The 14,987-nt window shown below is 74.5% G+C and carries 16 protein-coding genes; 4 read left to right on the forward strand and 12 right to left on the reverse strand.

Features of this window, described 5'->3' with window-relative positions:
- Window positions 1-35 precede the first annotated feature (35 nt).
- The 3 genes from ACTUAL_RS17655 to ACTUAL_RS17665 all read right to left on the reverse strand — a co-directional run bounded on the left by ACTUAL_RS17655 (window position 36) and on the right by ACTUAL_RS17665 (window position 1,845).
- Complete coding sequence (locus ACTUAL_RS17655) at window positions 36-248, reverse strand: hypothetical protein (protein ID WP_440901046.1); 213 nt, start codon at window positions 246-248, stop codon at window positions 36-38.
- Between the two features lie 135 nt (window positions 249-383).
- Entirely contained in the window at window positions 384-587 is a 204-nt protein-coding gene (locus tag ACTUAL_RS17660) for a hypothetical protein (protein WP_096497073.1), read from the reverse strand.
- Window positions 580-1,845, reverse strand: a complete 1,266-nt coding sequence (locus ACTUAL_RS17665; protein WP_440901047.1) for a PspC domain-containing protein — start codon at window positions 1,843-1,845, stop codon at window positions 580-582. The genes ACTUAL_RS17660 and ACTUAL_RS17665 overlap by 8 nt, the downstream gene beginning before the upstream one ends.
- A 7-nt stretch (window positions 1,846-1,852) precedes the next feature.
- On the opposite strand from ACTUAL_RS17665, the gene ACTUAL_RS17670 reads away from it, so the two are divergent.
- A complete protein-coding gene (locus tag ACTUAL_RS17670; RefSeq protein ID WP_096498103.1) occupies window positions 1,853-3,187 on the forward strand; it encodes an ATP-binding protein in 1,335 nt (444 codons plus the stop codon).
- Complete coding sequence (locus tag ACTUAL_RS17675) at window positions 3,184-3,834, forward strand: response regulator (RefSeq protein WP_015805208.1); 651 nt, start codon at window positions 3,184-3,186, stop codon at window positions 3,832-3,834. The genes ACTUAL_RS17670 and ACTUAL_RS17675 overlap by 4 nt, the downstream gene beginning before the upstream one ends.
- A 41-nt stretch (window positions 3,835-3,875) precedes the next feature.
- Here the strand turns inward: ACTUAL_RS17675 and ACTUAL_RS17680 are convergent, their stop codons facing one another.
- Window positions 3,876-4,286 carry an SsgA family sporulation/cell division regulator gene (locus tag ACTUAL_RS17680; RefSeq protein ID WP_015805207.1) on the reverse strand — a complete coding sequence of 137 codons (411 nt, stop codon included), beginning with the start codon at window positions 4,284-4,286 and terminating at the stop codon, window positions 3,876-3,878.
- Window positions 4,287-4,457: 171 nt separating this feature from the next.
- Complete coding sequence (locus ACTUAL_RS17685; RefSeq protein WP_440901048.1) at window positions 4,458-5,399, reverse strand: DMT family transporter; 942 nt, start codon at window positions 5,397-5,399, stop codon at window positions 4,458-4,460.
- 81 nt (window positions 5,400-5,480) lie between these two features.
- Between ACTUAL_RS17685 and ACTUAL_RS17690 the strand changes: the two genes are divergently transcribed.
- Window positions 5,481-6,383: a LysR family transcriptional regulator gene (locus ACTUAL_RS17690; protein ID WP_096497070.1), complete on the forward strand. Its 903-nt coding sequence runs from the start codon at window positions 5,481-5,483 to the stop codon at window positions 6,381-6,383.
- Between the two features lie 7 nt (window positions 6,384-6,390).
- Here the strand turns inward: ACTUAL_RS17690 and ACTUAL_RS17695 are convergent, their stop codons facing one another.
- The 6 genes from ACTUAL_RS17695 to ACTUAL_RS17720 form a co-directional block, all read right to left on the reverse strand.
- Window positions 6,391-8,067, reverse strand: a complete 1,677-nt coding sequence (locus tag ACTUAL_RS17695; protein WP_440901049.1) for a serine/threonine-protein kinase — start codon at window positions 8,065-8,067, stop codon at window positions 6,391-6,393.
- A 144-nt stretch (window positions 8,068-8,211) separates the two neighbouring features.
- Window positions 8,212-9,612: a serine/threonine-protein kinase gene (locus ACTUAL_RS17700; RefSeq protein ID WP_096497068.1), complete on the reverse strand. Its 1,401-nt coding sequence runs from the start codon at window positions 9,610-9,612 to the stop codon at window positions 8,212-8,214.
- A gap of 271 nt (window positions 9,613-9,883) precedes the next feature.
- Entirely contained in the window at window positions 9,884-10,780 is an 897-nt protein-coding gene (locus ACTUAL_RS17705; protein ID WP_440901050.1) for a hypothetical protein, read from the reverse strand.
- Between the two features lie 159 nt (window positions 10,781-10,939).
- Window positions 10,940-11,785: a hypothetical protein gene (locus tag ACTUAL_RS17710; protein ID WP_440901051.1), complete on the reverse strand. Its 846-nt coding sequence runs from the start codon at window positions 11,783-11,785 to the stop codon at window positions 10,940-10,942.
- 186 nt (window positions 11,786-11,971) lie between these two features.
- On the reverse strand, window positions 11,972-12,910 hold the full coding sequence (locus ACTUAL_RS17715) for a hypothetical protein (protein WP_440901052.1): 939 nt from the start codon (window positions 12,908-12,910) through the stop codon (window positions 11,972-11,974).
- A gap of 102 nt (window positions 12,911-13,012) precedes the next feature.
- Window positions 13,013-13,330 carry a hypothetical protein gene (locus ACTUAL_RS17720; RefSeq protein WP_096497064.1) on the reverse strand — a complete coding sequence of 106 codons (318 nt, stop codon included), beginning with the start codon at window positions 13,328-13,330 and terminating at the stop codon, window positions 13,013-13,015.
- A gap of 70 nt (window positions 13,331-13,400) precedes the next feature.
- Between ACTUAL_RS17720 and ACTUAL_RS17725 the strand changes: the two genes are divergently transcribed.
- Window positions 13,401-14,465 (forward strand): histone deacetylase, encoded by a 1,065-nt coding sequence (locus ACTUAL_RS17725; protein WP_440901053.1) that lies wholly within the window; start codon window positions 13,401-13,403, stop codon window positions 14,463-14,465.
- Window positions 14,466-14,702: 237 nt separating this feature from the next.
- Here the strand turns inward: ACTUAL_RS17725 and ACTUAL_RS17730 are convergent, their stop codons facing one another.
- Window positions 14,703-14,981 carry a chorismate mutase gene (locus ACTUAL_RS17730; protein ID WP_096497063.1) on the reverse strand — a complete coding sequence of 93 codons (279 nt, stop codon included), beginning with the start codon at window positions 14,979-14,981 and terminating at the stop codon, window positions 14,703-14,705.
- Between the last annotated feature and the right edge of the window lie 6 nt (window positions 14,982-14,987).

Here is a 14,987-nt window from a genome sequence, read left to right on the forward strand (position 1 = left end):
GAGTGGGAGTGAGCGCCGGGGCGCGCTGACCCCGGCTAGGCAGGGTCGAGGCGCAGCAGCACGCCCTCGCCGCTGACGAAGGTCTCGCCGAGCAGCCGCGGGGCACGCAGCACCTCGACGAAGCCCGTCGAGGCGTGCAGCGCGAGCGACGCCGCGTTGCCGGCGTCGCACATCGACCACACGGGCTCGCCGGCGGGGGCGTGGGCGAGCCGGTCCCGCACGAGCCGGCGGGCCACCCCGCGGGCCACATGGGTGGGGGTGTGGGGCCCCCCCCCCCCCCGGGGGAGGCCCGGGGGGCCCGCCCCCCCGGCCGGCCCCCTCTCCGCTTCCCCGTGCGCCCAGCCGCGTCCCCCGACCCGGCCGAGCCCCTCCGACCCCCCGGTCTACTGGCGCCTCCGGACCGAGCCGCCCAGCAGCCCCAGGCCGATCACCAGCGCGCCGCCCGCGAGCAGCCAGCGCAGGTCCAGGCCCGACAGCGCCGAGTCGTCCGCCAGCATGTAGGCGGAGGCGATCAGGGCGGTGAGGCCGAAGACCAGGCTCACCACGTCGATCCCCGGCCTGCGCTCGCGCACCTCGTGCTCACCCACGGGTCACCGCCACCTCTCCCAAGCTCGTCCGCAGGTCCAGCTCCACCCTGAGGCCACCGGGCCCGTCCGGGCCGTTCTCGTCCACGGTGACCGTCTGCTGCCTGCCCTGCCGCTCCTGGTCCAGGCACGTCACGACGCCCACGTTGGTGTGGCAGGTCGCCACCACGTCCGCGTTCCTGGGCACCTTCACCCTGATGGTGCCCGCCCCCAGCCGCACGGTCGTGCGCGCCGTCTCGCCCTCGGGCAGGCCCACCAGGTCCAGGGTCACCTCGCCCGCGCCGAACTCGTAGCTCGGCTCCAGCTCGCCCGCCGACACCGGCGCCGCCGTGATCGACCCGGCCGGGCCGTCGAAGTCGCGGAAGTCCTGGAAGCCCGCGGCCGACGCGAGCACGCCCACCGCGCTCAGCGGCACCACCAGCCACATCAGCCCCTTGCCGCCGCCCCCGGTCACCGCGCCGACGAGCATCCCCAGCCCCAGCACGCCCACCAGCAGGCCCAGCACGTGCGGCGGGGTGAACCACGGGTCGTGCTCGGCCGCCACGATCGACCCGGCCAGCACCACCATCATCGCGCCGAACGTCAGCGGCCCCACCCGCGAACGCCTGCGCCCGCGCGGGACCGCCGCCTCGGGCCGCTCCGCCACGGCGGTCGCCCGCCCCGCCCCCGGCTCCGGCAGGTCCCACGCGAAAGGAGCCGCCCCCAGCGGGTCCCACGCGGGCGGCCTGACCGGTTCCGCCGTCCCCCGCTCGTCCACACCCACCTCCTGGTCACTGCCCGCCGCTCGTGCGGCCCCCAAGTCCCTGCGAACCGGCGCCGTCGGCACCGGGCGGTTCTCCGCGCCCCGTGAGCTGTGCAGCAGGTAGACCGAGCCCAGCGCCAGCGCCAGGCCCGACACCAGCGCGAAGCCGCCGTTGAACAGCAGCCCCGACGTGGGCAGCACCGCCAGCCCCAGCAGCACCGTCACCGGGGTCGGCGTCGAGCTGCGGCCCCGGCCGACCAGCGCCTCCAGCGGCGACACCTCGTCGCCCACCTGCGCCAGCAGCAGCCACCCGGCCAGGTAGACCAGCACCCCCGCGCCGTCGCACAGCGCCAGCGCCACGAGGGCGACCCGGACGATCACCGGGTCCAGCCGGTACCGCTCCGCGATGCCCGCGGCGACCCCGGCGACCTTCCGCCCGCCCTGGGGCCGCCTGGGCCTGCTGGCCCAGAAGTCCTTCAGCGTCTCCTCGACACCCGCCGCGCCCACGTTCCCGCTCACGACGCCAATGGTGCTGCCCGAGCGCCGGTCGGCACATCCGGGAGCGACCCTGATCCCCGTCTCGGGGTTGGACCCTGATGTCCCTGCCTCGCGCGCGTGTGACGATCAGGGGGTGAGCACGCAGGTGGAGACCACCCCGGAGAAGGCGCACGACCCCGTGCGCAGGCGGCGCACCGGCCGGGTCGTCGCGGGGGTCGCGGGCGGCGTGGCCGAGCACCTGGGCGTCGACGTCTTCTGGGTGCGCGCCGTGTTCGCCATGCTGACCGCGCTGAACTTCATCGGGGTCGTCGCGTACGGCCTGCTGTGGCTGCTCGTGCCGCAGCGGCCCACGGGCGAGGAGGAGCAGCCGCCGAGCGGCCGGGAGCGCCAGCAGGCGCTCGGTCTGGTCGCGCTGGGCATCGCCGCCGCCGTGATCACCGGGCTCACGTCCGGACCGCTCAGCGGCTGGATCACCGGGCCGCTCGCGGTCTCCCTGGTCGGCGCGGCCGTGGTGTGGCGCGAGGCCGACGAGGCGCAGCGTAGGCGCTGGGTCGACGGGGCCCGCACCGGCCTGCTCGGCGGCGGGCGCACCGCGATCGTGCGGGTCATGGCGGGCGTGGCGCTGGTCGCCATCGGCGTCGGCGCGGTCCTGGTCAACAGCTACGGCCTCAACCAGCTCCGGTTCGCCCTGCTGGCCGTGGTCGCCACGCTGTGCGGCGTGGGCGTCCTCACCGTCCCGCTGTGGCTCAAGCTGATCAACGACCTGGGCGAGGAGCGCCGGGTCCGCATCCGCACCGAGGAGCGCGCCGAGATCGCCGCCCACCTGCACGACTCGGTGCTCCAGACGCTCGCGCTGATCCAGAAGCAGGCCGAGCAGCCCCGCGAGGTCCGCAGGCTCGCCAGGGGCCAGGAGCGGCAGCTGCGCGAGTGGCTGTACGGCAAAGCGGGGGAGAACGGGCAGCCGGGGACGCTGGCGGCGGCCATCGCGCAGGCCTGCGGCGAGGTGGAGGACGCCTTCGCGCTGAACGTGCAGCAGGTCGTCGTCGGCGACTGCGAGCTGGACCCCAACCTGCTGGCGCTGGTGGCCGCCGCGCGCGAGGCCGTGGTCAACGCGGGCAAGCACGCCGGGGTGGCCGAGGTGAGCGTGTACTGCGAGGTCGAGCCGGAGCAGGTCGCGGTGTTCGTGCGCGACCGGGGCAAGGGGTTCGACCCCGGCGGTGTTCCCGAGGACCGGCATGGCCTCGCGGACTCGATCCGGGGGAGGATGGAGCGGCACGGCGGTGAGACCCGCCTGCGCACGGCGCCGGGTGAGGGTACCGAGGTGCAGCTGCTGATGCCGAGGAGAACGGAGGCCCGCACGTGACGGTACGGGTGTTCCTGGTCGACGACCACGCGCTGTTCAGGGCGGGCGTTCGCGCCGAGCTGGACTCGATCACCGACGACGTCGAGGTGGTCGGGGAGGCGGGCTCGGTCGGCGAGGCCGTCGCGGGCATCGGCAGGCACCGGCCCGACGTGGTCCTGCTCGACGTGCACATGCCCGACGGCGGCGGCGCGGAGGTGCTGCGCCAGGTCCGCAAGGCGCTGCCCGAGGTGGTGTTCCTCGCCCTGTCGGTGTCCGACGCGGCCGAGGACGTGATCGCGGTCATCCGCGCGGGCGCGCGCGGGTACGTGACCAAGACGATCTCCAGCCAGGAGCTGGTGCGCGCCGTCGTGCGGGTGGCCGAGGGAGACGCGGTGTTCTCGCCCCGGCTGGCCGGGTTCGTGCTGGACGCCTTCGCGGACCGACCCGGCGCGGCCCCCATCAGCGATCCCGAGCTGGACCTGCTGACGCCCCGCGAGCGCGACGTGCTCCGCCTGCTCGCGCGGGGGTACGCGTACAAGGAAATCGCTTCAGAGCTGTTCATCTCCGTGAAGACGGTGGAAACCCACGTGTCGAGCGTCTTGCGGAAGACGCAGCTCTCGAACCGGTACGAACTCTCCCGCTGGGCCTCCGACCGGAGGTTGGTCTAGCAGTCGGGCCCCGCGGGCGTCCTGGGGGTTGCGGGGAGCGGTCAGTTGGTCGAGACCAGCTTGGCGAGCTCCCGGTCGAAGTCGATCCACAGGTCCTCCTCGCCGGGCTGGACCACGTCGTAGGTCAGGTCCAGGAACTCGGCGATGTGCTCCGCGATGGCGGACAGGATGGCGAACCCGGTCGGCGCGTTCAGCTCCAGCAGGACGCGCTCGGGGTCGTCGCTCGCCGGGCGGACGAGGATGTCGCCCTCGCCGGACGGGGTGAGCAGGCCGTCGGCCAGCAGGTCGCGGGCGAAGATCCACTCCACCTTGCCCTGACCGGTGTGGAACAGGACGGCCACCGCGTACGGGTCCTCGGGCTCGTAGTGCAGCTCCGCCTCGACCGGCGCGGGGGCGGCCCCTGGAACCAGCAGGTGGAACGTCGTCGTCGTGGTGATGCTCTCGGCGCTCATGGTGTCTAGCCTTCCCGTCTTGGTCCGGTCTCATGTGAGGAGACGTCCGGGAAGGCCGATCGGGACGTGGTTCCGGCCAACACCACGCGATCGGGGGAGACGTGGGCCGCAGGTCCACCCGTTCTGCCCACGACCCGTCTCAACTGGCCGGTAACCATGCGTTACCGCAGGTCACTTGAGCGTAGCCGGCTCCCCGGAGGCCGCCGCCACGACCGCTTCCCGGACCTCCGGGAGGGGCCTCGGGGCCCGTCGCGCGCGGGTCAGGGCGACCCCTGCGAGAACAACGGCCATGCCCGCCACGACCCGCAGGGTCAGCGCCTCCCCGAGGAACACCGCGCCCAGCAGGACCGAGACCACCGGCAGCAGGTAGCCGACCACGGTGGCGTTCGTCGGGCCCTCGTCCTCGATCAGCCGGTAGTTCAGCAGGAACGCCAGGCCCGTGCCCAGCACGCCCAGCACCGCCACCGCCAGCACCGCCTCCCAGGACGGGTGCGGCGCCTCCAACCCGCCCGCGGGCAGCGCGAGGGCGGTCAGGCCGCTGCCCACCACCAGCTGCGCCGAGGACAGCTGCATCGAACTCGCCCCGCGCCCGGACACCGTCCGCCCGATGTAGGTGTAGGCCACCGCGTACGAGGCCGCCGCCACCAGGCACGCCAGCGCGCCCCAGCTGGCCAGTCCGCCCCGCTCCCACGGCGCGAAGATCAGCAGCACCCCGGCGAAGCCCAGCGCCAGCCCGGCCAGCCGGGCCCGGCTGCCGCCCCGCTCGGTGCCCAGCGCCAGCCCCAGCAGCAGCGTCCACAGCGGCGTGGTGGCGTTGAGCACCCCGGCCACGCCCGAGTCCACGCTCTGCTCGCCGACCGCGAACAGCACGAACGGCACGGTGTTGTTGAACAGCGCCGCCACCGCCAGGTGCCCCCACAGCGCCCTCCCGCGCGGCAGCCGCTGCCCGCTCGCCAGGAGCACCGCCACCAGGGTGAGCGCGCCGAGCGCGGTCCGCGCCAGCGCGATCTGCACCGGGGACAGCCCGGTGAGGGCGACCTTGATCCACAGGAAGCTGGAGCCCCACACCAGGGCGAGCACGCCCATCCTGACCAGCGAGCCGGGGTTGTTCATGGGCCTAGACTGCGCCAAGGGAAGTCTTAGCACAATTTAATATTCATACACTTCCTTGAAGAGGAGTTGTACAGTCGGGCCATGTTGGACGTCCGCAGGATGCAGGTCCTCCGCGCCGTGGTCACCACCGGCTCCATCACCGCCGCCGCGACCAACCTCGGCTACACGCCCTCGGCGGTCAGCCAGCAGATCACCGCACTGGAGCGGCAGGCCGGGCTCGCCCTGCTGGAGCGGGTCGGCCGGGGCGTGCGCCCCACCCACGCGGGCCGGGTCCTCACCGAGCACGCCGCCCGCATCGCCGACCGGATCACCGAGGCCGAGACCGCCATCGCCGACCTGCGCGAGGGCCGCGCGGGCAGGCTGCGCGTGCGCTACTTCTCCACGGCGGGCGCCGCCCTGCTCCCGCCCGCCGTCGCCGCCTTCCGCGCCGAGCACCCCGACGTGCGCCTGGAACTGCGCCTGGTCGACCCCGGCGACCCGATCACCGAGGTCGCCGAGGGCCGCGCCGACGTGGCGCTGGCCGTCGTCACCCGGCTCGACCACGACCGGTACCCGGACGTCCACCTGGAGCCGCTGTTCGACGAGCCCTACGCGGCCGTGCTGCCCGCCGGGCACCCGCTGGCCCACCGGGAGGTGCTCGACCTCGCCGAGCTGGCGGGGGAGCGCTGGGTCGACTCGGTGCCCGAGCCGGGCGCGTGCAAGGACGCGGTGCTCGCGGCCTGCGCCGCCGCCGGGTTCACCCCGGACTTCGTGGTCGACGCCGCCGACTTCCCCACCGCGCAGGGCTTCGTGGCGGCCGGGCTGGGCGTCAGCGTCATCCCGGACCTGGGGCTCGGCGTGGTCAACCCCGGCGTCGTCGTCCGGCGGCTGCGCCACCCCGAGCCCACCAGGACGGTCTGCACAGCGGTGCGGCCCGGAGCCGTCGGCACGCCCGCCGTGGCGAGCCTGCTCGACGCCCTCCGGGCCGTCGTCGCCGCGAGCTAGCGGCGGGTCAGCTCTCGCTCTGCACGTACAGGTCCGTGCCCTGCCACTTGACCACGATGTTCTTGGTCTTGGTCTCCGTCGAGCCGTCGGCCATGGTGTAGGTGACCTTGGCCGACCAGAAGTACGGCGACTGCTGGGTCACCGAGTCCACGGTCACCGACTTGACGTTGCCCCAGAACGCGTCGTAGGTGCTCCGGCCCTGGCCCTGCGCGGCGCCGCCGGGCGCGAGCATGGCCCAGCCCGCGTCGGTGTCGGCCACGGCGGTGCCGTAGTAGGCCTCGATGAACTGCTTCTGGTCCGCTTCCGTGGGACCGTCGCCGCTGACCTTCGGGCGCTCGGGCACCTGGGCCTTGGGCTTGTCCGAACCCGCGTCGCCGGACTTGGAGACGGTCACGGTCGGGGGCGGCGTGTTGGCGTTGTCGCCGCCGTCGTCGCCGGTGAAGAAGCTGGCCAGCAGGATGCCGAGCACCGCCGCGCCCACGATGGCCAACGTGGTGATCATGGTGGAGCGGTTGTTGCCGCCGCTCCCGCCGCCCGACTGCTGCCGCGCGGCCCTGGGCCGGGCGGCCGGGGGTCTGCTCATCGCCGCCGGCGGGAGCGAGTGGCCCGACGCGGGGCGCTGGTCGATCCGGGTCGCGTTCGGCTGCGACTGGTGGTGCTGCTGCTGTTGCGGCGGCTGCACGTGCTGCTGGGGCGCGTGCGGCAGGGGCGCGGGACCGCCCTGGCCCTGCCCGCCCTGGCCCTGGTTGTGCACCGGGGCGATCGCGCGGGTCGAGATGCCCGTCGCGGGCACCGTCACCGGCGCGCCCTGCCACGACGGCGGGTGCGACCTCGGCATCTGCATCGGGAACTCGGGCGCGGTCCGCCCGGCGGCCACCGCCGCCAGCGCCTCGCGCGCCTCGGCCATCGTCGGCCGGTCCTCCGGCTCGGCGCGCAGCAGGCGCATCAGCAGCGCGGTCAGCGGACCGGCCTGCTTCGGCGGCGTCACCTTGCCCGACGCGACCTGGTGCAGCAGCGCGATGGTGTTCTCGTTCAGGCCGAACGGGGGCATCCCCTCGATCGCCGCGTACAGCGTCGAGCCCAGCGAGAACACGTCGGACGGCGAACCGGGGTCGTAGCCCTTGGCGACCTCGGGGGCCAGGTAGGCGGGGGTGCCCGCCAGCATCCCGGTCGCGGTCACCGTCACGTCGCCGGTCGCCCGCGAGATGCCGAAGTCGGTGATCTTCACGGTGCCGTCGTTGCCCAGCAGGATGTTGCCCGGCTTGATGTCGCGGTGCGTGATGCCCGCGTCGTGCGCGGCGGCCAGCGCCGAGGCGACCTGGGACCCGATCGCGGCAACCTCGCGAGGGGGCAGCGTGCCCCGCTCGGACAGCACGGTGGAGAGGCTGCTCGACGGCAGGTACTCCATCACCAGCCACGGTTGCCCGTCGTCCTCGGCCACGTCGTAGACCGCGATCGCGTGCGGGTGCTGCAAGCGCGCCGCGATCCGGCCCTCGCGCATCGCCCTGCGCTTCGCCTCGTCCGTGTCCGACTCGGCCAGGCCCGGTTGAAGCAGCAACTGCTTCACCGCGACGGTGCGGTGCAGGCGCCCGTCGTGGGCCTGCCACACCACGCCCATCGCCCCGCTGCCGATCCGCTGCCCGAGTCGGTAGCGGCCGGCGACCAGGCGGCCATCGTCGGTCACGGCTGCTCCCAGTGCTGCTATCGCTTCTTCAGTGACGACCGCATTCCGCCGTCACCATGACGTGAACAGTCCCTCACCCGATTGGGTAGTGCTCACCTTACGGGTTAAGGGTTCCTTTGGTGAGCGCCTGGGGTCCCGATCGACCTACGGGGTGTTGCCCTGCCCCTGCGGAGGCGCTCCGGACGACGGCGCGGGCGGCTGCTGCGAGGTCGTCGTCGGCGGCGGGGCGCTCGTCGTCGTCGGCGGCGCGGACGACTGCTGCGGCGGCTGCGAGGTCGTCGTCGGCTGCTGCGAGGTCGTCGTCTGCTCCTGCGTCGTCGGCTCCGGCTCCTCCTGGGTGACCACCCGCGTCGTCGTCGACGTGGTGGTGGTCGTGGAGGTGGTCGTCGGCGGCGTCTCGGAGGACGAGGACGCGGGCGGCGACTGCGGCACCGAGTCGTCGAAGACGTCCAGCGCCACCAGGAGCGTGCCCACCAGCAGGATGACGCCCAGCACGACCGCGGTGATCGCGAGCGGCCGGTTGCTGCCCGGCTTCGGGTCCGGGTGCAGCCCGGTGGGCTGGACCCCGGTCGTGCGCGAGCCCGCCGGGCGGTTGCCCGTGCCGGTGCGCGGACCGCCGGGGCGCACCACGCGGGTCCGGTCGGGGCCGACCACCGTGGTGGCGTCGGCGACCGGCGCGATCGTGGTGGCCGTCGCGGGCCGCATCCCGCCCAGGTTCGGCGAGCGCCCGCGCGAGACCGCGTTGAGCATGTCCCGGACCTGGCTCATGGTCGGGCGGTCGGCCGGGTCGTAGTTGAGCATGTGCAGCAGCACGTCGGTCAGCGGGTGGTCGACCGTCGGCGGGTTGATCCGCCCGGCCGCCACCGCGTGCAGCACGCCCAGGGTGTTCTCGCTCAGCCCGAACGGCGGCTCGCCCTCGGACGCCGCGAACAGCGTCGAGCCGAGGGAGAACACGTCGGACGCGGGCGTCGGGTCCTGGCCGCGCGCGATCTCCGGGGCCAGGTAGGCGGGCGTGCCCGCGATCAGGCCGGTCTTGGTCACCGTGACGTCGTCGCTGGCCCGCGAGATGCCGAAGTCGGTGATCTTGACCAGGCCGTTCTCGGCCAGCAGCACGTTGCCCGGCTTCACGTCGCGGTGCACGATGCCCGCCGCGTGCGCGGCCGACAGCGCCGCCGCGGCCTGGGTGCCGATGTGGGCCACCTCGACCGGGTCCAGCACGCCGTGCTCGGACATCGTGTCGGCCATGCTGTACGAGGGCAGGTACTCCATGACCAGGCACGGAGCGCCGTCCTCCTCCACCACGTCGTAGACCGCGATGGCGTTGGGGTGGTGCAGCTTCGCCGCGATCCGGCCCTCGCGCATGGCGCGCTGGATGGCCTCGTCCTGCTCGCGCGCGTCCAGGCTCGGCTGGAGCAGCAGCTGCTTGACGGCCACGACCCGGCCGAGGCGCTCGTCGTGCGCGCGCCACACGACGCCCATGGCGCCGCTGCCGATCCGGTCGAGGATGCGGTAGCGATCGGCGATGACCCGTCCGTCCTCGCTCACCGGGTCACCTCGCTGAAGCGCTGCGCGACCGAGGCAACGGCTGCTCTCACGCTCGGGACTCCTCGTCGTGCGGATCGGTGCGCGGGGTTCGGCATGGGCCACCGCACGCCCGCAGAGCCTACCCCGGACGGGGTGCGCGCCTCGGGCCCGTGGCGCTCGCAGGCGAGTCGCGTGCCGATCAGGGGCCCGCGCGGGACGCCCCATTCCCGGAGCACCTTATCGGGTGAAGATCCGGGGCGGGAGGGCCGTCGTGCCGGACCCTGCCGGGCCGTCAGGGGGCCGGGGCGAAGAAGTCGAAGCCGCCGACGGGCTCCAGCACCTTGCCGAGGTCGATGCCGAGGTCGACGCCGCTGGTGGGCGCCGGGGTCGCGCTGCCGGACGCCGGGGGCGGGGCGGTCGCGGACGACGGCGGCGCCGTGGTCCCGCTGGTGGGCGGCGGCGCGGGCGTGGACGTGGACGGCTGGGTGGAGGGCTGCGAGGGCGAGGTGACCGGGGTGGTCGGCGCGCTCGTCTGCTGCTGGGGGTTGGTCGTGGGGTTGGTCGTCGGGGTGGTCGGCTGCTGTTGCTGCTGCTGGTTGCCGCCGCCCGAGCGCTGCTGGGTCTGCTGCTGCTGGCGCTGGGTCTGCTGCTGCTGGCGCGGCTGCTCCTGCGCGGTGCTCTGCCGGGTCGTCTCGGTGGTCGCGGGCGCCTCGGTCCCGCTCTCCTCGACCTGGTCCTGGCTGTCGCGGGACGCGCCGACCAGGTCGGCGGTGAGGCTGCCGGGGCTGCGCGCGGCCTGGCGGTCGTCGAACCGCACCTCGGCCAGCGGGCGCTCGTCCGGGGTCGACATCCACTGCGAGGCGCTGAACGCGACCGCGCCGGTCAGCACGACGCCGCCGCTGGCCATCGCGACCAGCTTGGGCACCGAGATGCCGCGACCGGTGGCGCTGTCGTCGGCGGGACGGCCCTCGCGGCGCAGCAGCTCGGTGATGTGCAGCTCGCGGCCGGACAGGTTGAGCCTGGACTTGGCCTTCTGGGGCAGCCGCGCGGTCTGCTCGGCGCGAGGCGTGACGGGTGCGGAGACGGGTGCGAAGCGCACGGTCTCGGCCTCGCTGCGAGCGATCAGCTCGGCGACCGAGAGGCGGTCGTCCGAGTAGTCACGTCGACGGCGATTGTCCTCGTTCGACACCGCGAGCCACCCTTTCCCGGAGGGGTGCGACACACCCTTGCCGGGAACATGGATACCGAATCGTGACCCTTTATGTAACCCCTTTGGCGGATTTTTCCCTGGCAATCACATCGACAGGTGACGGTGCGTCCACCTGGTTCACCTGCTGGTCACTCAGAGTCAAGGTTGGGGTGGGGCGCTCCGCTGGGCCGAGATCACCTCGGCCCCGACGATCCTCGGCGCGGAGACCCCGGTCAGCCGGAACAGCTGCTCCACGCGCAGCAGCCCGCCGTCCCGCTCCCGCATCGACACCACGGCCAGCACCGTCCCGTCCGGCCGGTTCGCCACCGACTCCACCGCGATCGCGGTGATCAACGACCAGGACTCCACGAAGTCCGCCGGGCTCGCGCCCACCAGGTCCGGCGACAGCAGCGCCGACGCCGAGGCGGGCCTGGCGGGCAGCAGCTCGAAGAACCGCCGCACCACCTCCACCTGGGGCTTCGGCCCGACCACGACCTCCGGCGCCGCGGGCTGCGGCACCGGCAGCGGGCCGTCGACCACCAGGCCCGAGTCCACCACCGCCGTCCCGCCCAGCTCCGCGCTCAGCAGGTCCGGCCGCAGCGCGGACGCCCCGCTCATGGCGGGCAGGACCTCGACGGCGAGGTGCTGGACGACCGCCCCGCGCTGCTCGGCCAGCACCGCCGCCGCCACCACGGACGTGACCAGCACCAGCGCCCCGGTGATCCAGCCGACCACCCGCGCCACCCGGCGCGCCCGGTGCGGCCGGAGCGCGGACCCGTCGCCGAGGGGACCGGGCGGGCCCGCGCCGAGGTCCCCGCCGAACAGGTCGCCGGAACTCCGCCCGCCGCAGGGCCGTCCCTCGCCGATCAGCTCGACGGAGATGCCCGGCGCCCGGCCCGAGGCGGGGCCCGGCCTGCTCGGCTGCTTCCCGATCAGCTCGGCCACGCTGACCGAGCCCGTGCGGGCGTGCCTGCGACCGGTCGCGGTGGCGGTGGCGCGTTCCACGGGCGGCTCCTGACTACCTGGGTGGCCGCCAGAAGTACCGTGCAAGAGCAGCGGAAAGCCAGAGCGCGACCCGCTAGTTCACCCCTTCGTGGCGTTCAGCGCCGTGCGGACCACCCCGGACGGCGCAGACCGGGCGGGGCCGCGCAGACTCGCGGTGCGCCCGCCACCGGGCCGCCCCGACGCCGCTCAGCGCGCGCGGACCGGGCGCTCACCGCTGATCAGCGGCTCGCCCACCACGGTGAACAGCAGCTCCCGGTGCTCGGTCGACGTCGTGCCGTCCCGGTTCGTCACCAGCAGCGTGCTGGTGCTCAGCCCGCGCACCGCGTCCACGCTGATCCCGGTCACCTGGACGTGCGAGGCCCCGCCGAACCGCTCGGCGACCAGCGCGCCGACCACGCCCCGCACGGTCTCGGACACCAGCTCCAGTGCGGCGTCCGCGCTCTGCGCCACCTGCCGGTAGAACTCCTCGGTGCGCGAGGCGATCGCCAGCACGTCCTCGTGCGCCGCGCTCCCGCCCGCCACGGTCGTCACCGGGGCCCACACCTGCGGCGGGGGAGCCGGGACCGCGCTCGCCCGGCCCGCCTGCGGCGCGGTGACCCGCTGCTCGCCGGTCCACCCGCCCTCGCCGGGGCCCGCGCCCCGACCCGCGTGGGCCTTGCCGACCCCGCCCGCCGCGGGCGCGTCCTGCGGCGCCTGGCCACCCCGGTCCGGCGCGGCGTCGGCCAGCGCCGCGACCTCCGGCTCGACCGCGGCCTCCGGCGGCGGGGCGGTCGTGGTCAGCACCGGCAGCCTCGGGGCCGTCGGGGGGTAGGAGGGCAGCGCGAACGGCTCGTCCGGCCTCGGCGGCCCGACCAGCTCCACCGCGGCCACGGCCAACCCCACCAGCACGCTCGCCGACGAGATCACCGTGAACCACGCGGCGCGCCGCCACGTCTTGGGCGGTGTCACCGAAGCGGGCACCATCCCGATGTTGAACTTGCTCAGCCCGACCGCGTCGCTGTCGTGCAGCGGGTCGCGCGGCGGGGGCGCGTCGACGGGCAGCTGACCGCCCATCGAGGCCCACTCGGCCGCGTCGTCCGGAAGCCGGTGCCTGCCCTGCCGCTGCTCGTCCGCCCTGGAGTTCATGGTGGATAGCCCCTCCCGCCTGGCACAGGCTAGGCGGGAGGCTGCCGGACGGCGGCGCGCATCATCCCTGCGTGGCGCAGCAGCACCCCTTCAGGTGATGTGTCAGCTGCCGCTGTTCAGCCGCTTCCTGGCGCCCTGCAGCGAGTTCGTCGCGGCCAGGCCCGCGCCACCGGCGATGACCGCGCCGATCACGTCGGCGGCCAGGCTCGAACCGCCGTTGATGATCAGGCCGACCGCCGCGGCGGCCACGGTCACGCCCGCGACGCTCCAGCGCCCGCGCACGTAGTTGGCGATCGGCGCGCCCGAGGCGCCCTTGCTCTTGGCGGCGGAGTTCAGCGCGGCGAGGTAGCCGCCGTGCGCGAGGGTGGCGAGCAGTCCGAGGATGGCGATGAGACCGGTGATCAGGCCGATGACGTCCATGCGACCAGTGTGCACGTCGATTTTCCCGGTGGACCATCCGTGATCGCCCTGATATCTCCGGTGCGTGGAGATGTTCTGGCACGACGCCTGCCTGGAGCACGACGCGGGCTCCGGCCTGTGGGAGCTGCCCGGCGAGTGGGACTGGCTCGACGAGCCCGAGCCGCACCCGGAGAGCGCCGCCCGGCTGCGCACCTTCCGGCACGCGCTGCGGCACGGCCCCGTCGCGGGCCACCTGACCTGGTCGACCGGTCGCGCGGCCACCGAGGAGGAGCTCGCGCGCGTCCACGAACCCGGCTACCTGGCCGCGCTCAAGGCCGCCTGCGCCGGGCCGGGACGGGTCGCGCTGGAGGTGAACACGCTGGTCGGGCCGGGTTCCTGGGAGGCCGTGCTGGCGGCGGCGGGAACCGCCCTCGCCGCGCACGACGCGGTCGCCTCCGGTCGCACCCGGCTGGCCTACGCGCTCGTCCGCCCACCCGGCCACCACGCCCAGCCGGGGCTCGCCGACGGCTACTGCCTGGTCAACAACGCCGCGCTGGTCGCCGAGACCGCGCGTCGGGCCGGGCGGCGGGTCGCGGTGCTCGACTGGGACGTGCACCACGGCAACGGCACCCAGGAGGTGTTCGCGGGCACCGAGGACGTGCTGACCGCGTCGGTCCACATGCGGCACGGCCCGTGGGGCGCGAACCACCGGCAGACCGGCGCGCCCGACGAGCCCGCGCTCGGCAACGTCAACGTCGAGCTGTCCCTGGGCGCGGGCGATCGCGCGTACGCGCGCGCGATGGACGAGGTGGTGCTCCCGGCGGTCCGCGAGTTCGGCGCGGACTTCCTGGTGTGCGCCTCCGGCTTCGACGGCTCCGCGTTCGACCCCAACGGCAGGCACAACCTCACCGCCGCCGGCTACCGGGCGATCGGCGCGCGGGTGGCCGCCGAGGGGCTGCCGACCGTGCTCACCCAGGAGGGCGGCTACCTGCGCGGGTACGCCGCGCTGTGCCTGCACGCGCTGGTGGAGGGCCTGCTCGGGCTCGACCTGCTGGAGGACCCGCTGGCCTACGTGCCCGACGACACCCAGCTGGTGGACGCCGACCTCGCCCTGGTCAGGGCCGTGTTGGCGGACCGCTGGGAGTTCGCCCGCTGAACCGGAGCCGGAGGCGGTCAAGCCCCCGGTCGCCACCGGGCCGCTCGCCGCCGGTCCCGCTCGCCGCCGGGCCGCTTCCGGGCCGCTTCCGGGCCCGCCGACGGTCCCGCAGCACCCGCTCAGGCCGGGTGCGCGGGTCCGGGCGGCCCGCCGGGTGCTCCCGGTGGGCCCGCCCTCCCCACGCCGCTCGTCCGAGGCCTCGACTCCACCCGTCCGGGCGAAGCGCGCGGGGCCGGTTCAGCGCCCCAGCGCGCCCCGGCCCAGCCGCAGCAGGATCATCGCCAGGTCGCGCCCCTCCGGCCCCAGCTCCCGGTAGCGGTTGATGACGTCGATCTCCCGGTTGTGCACGATCTTGGTCCCCCCCGCGGCCATCCGCGCCGCGCCGATCACCTTGGACACCTCGACCCGGCGCTTGACCAGCCGCAGCAGCTCGGCGTCCAGGTGGTCGATCTCCTGCCGCAGCGCGTCGACGTCCTGCACGGCGGCGCCCTGCTCGGCGGTGTCGGTGCTGTTCATCTCAAG

The organism is Actinosynnema sp. (assembly GCF_052038725.1).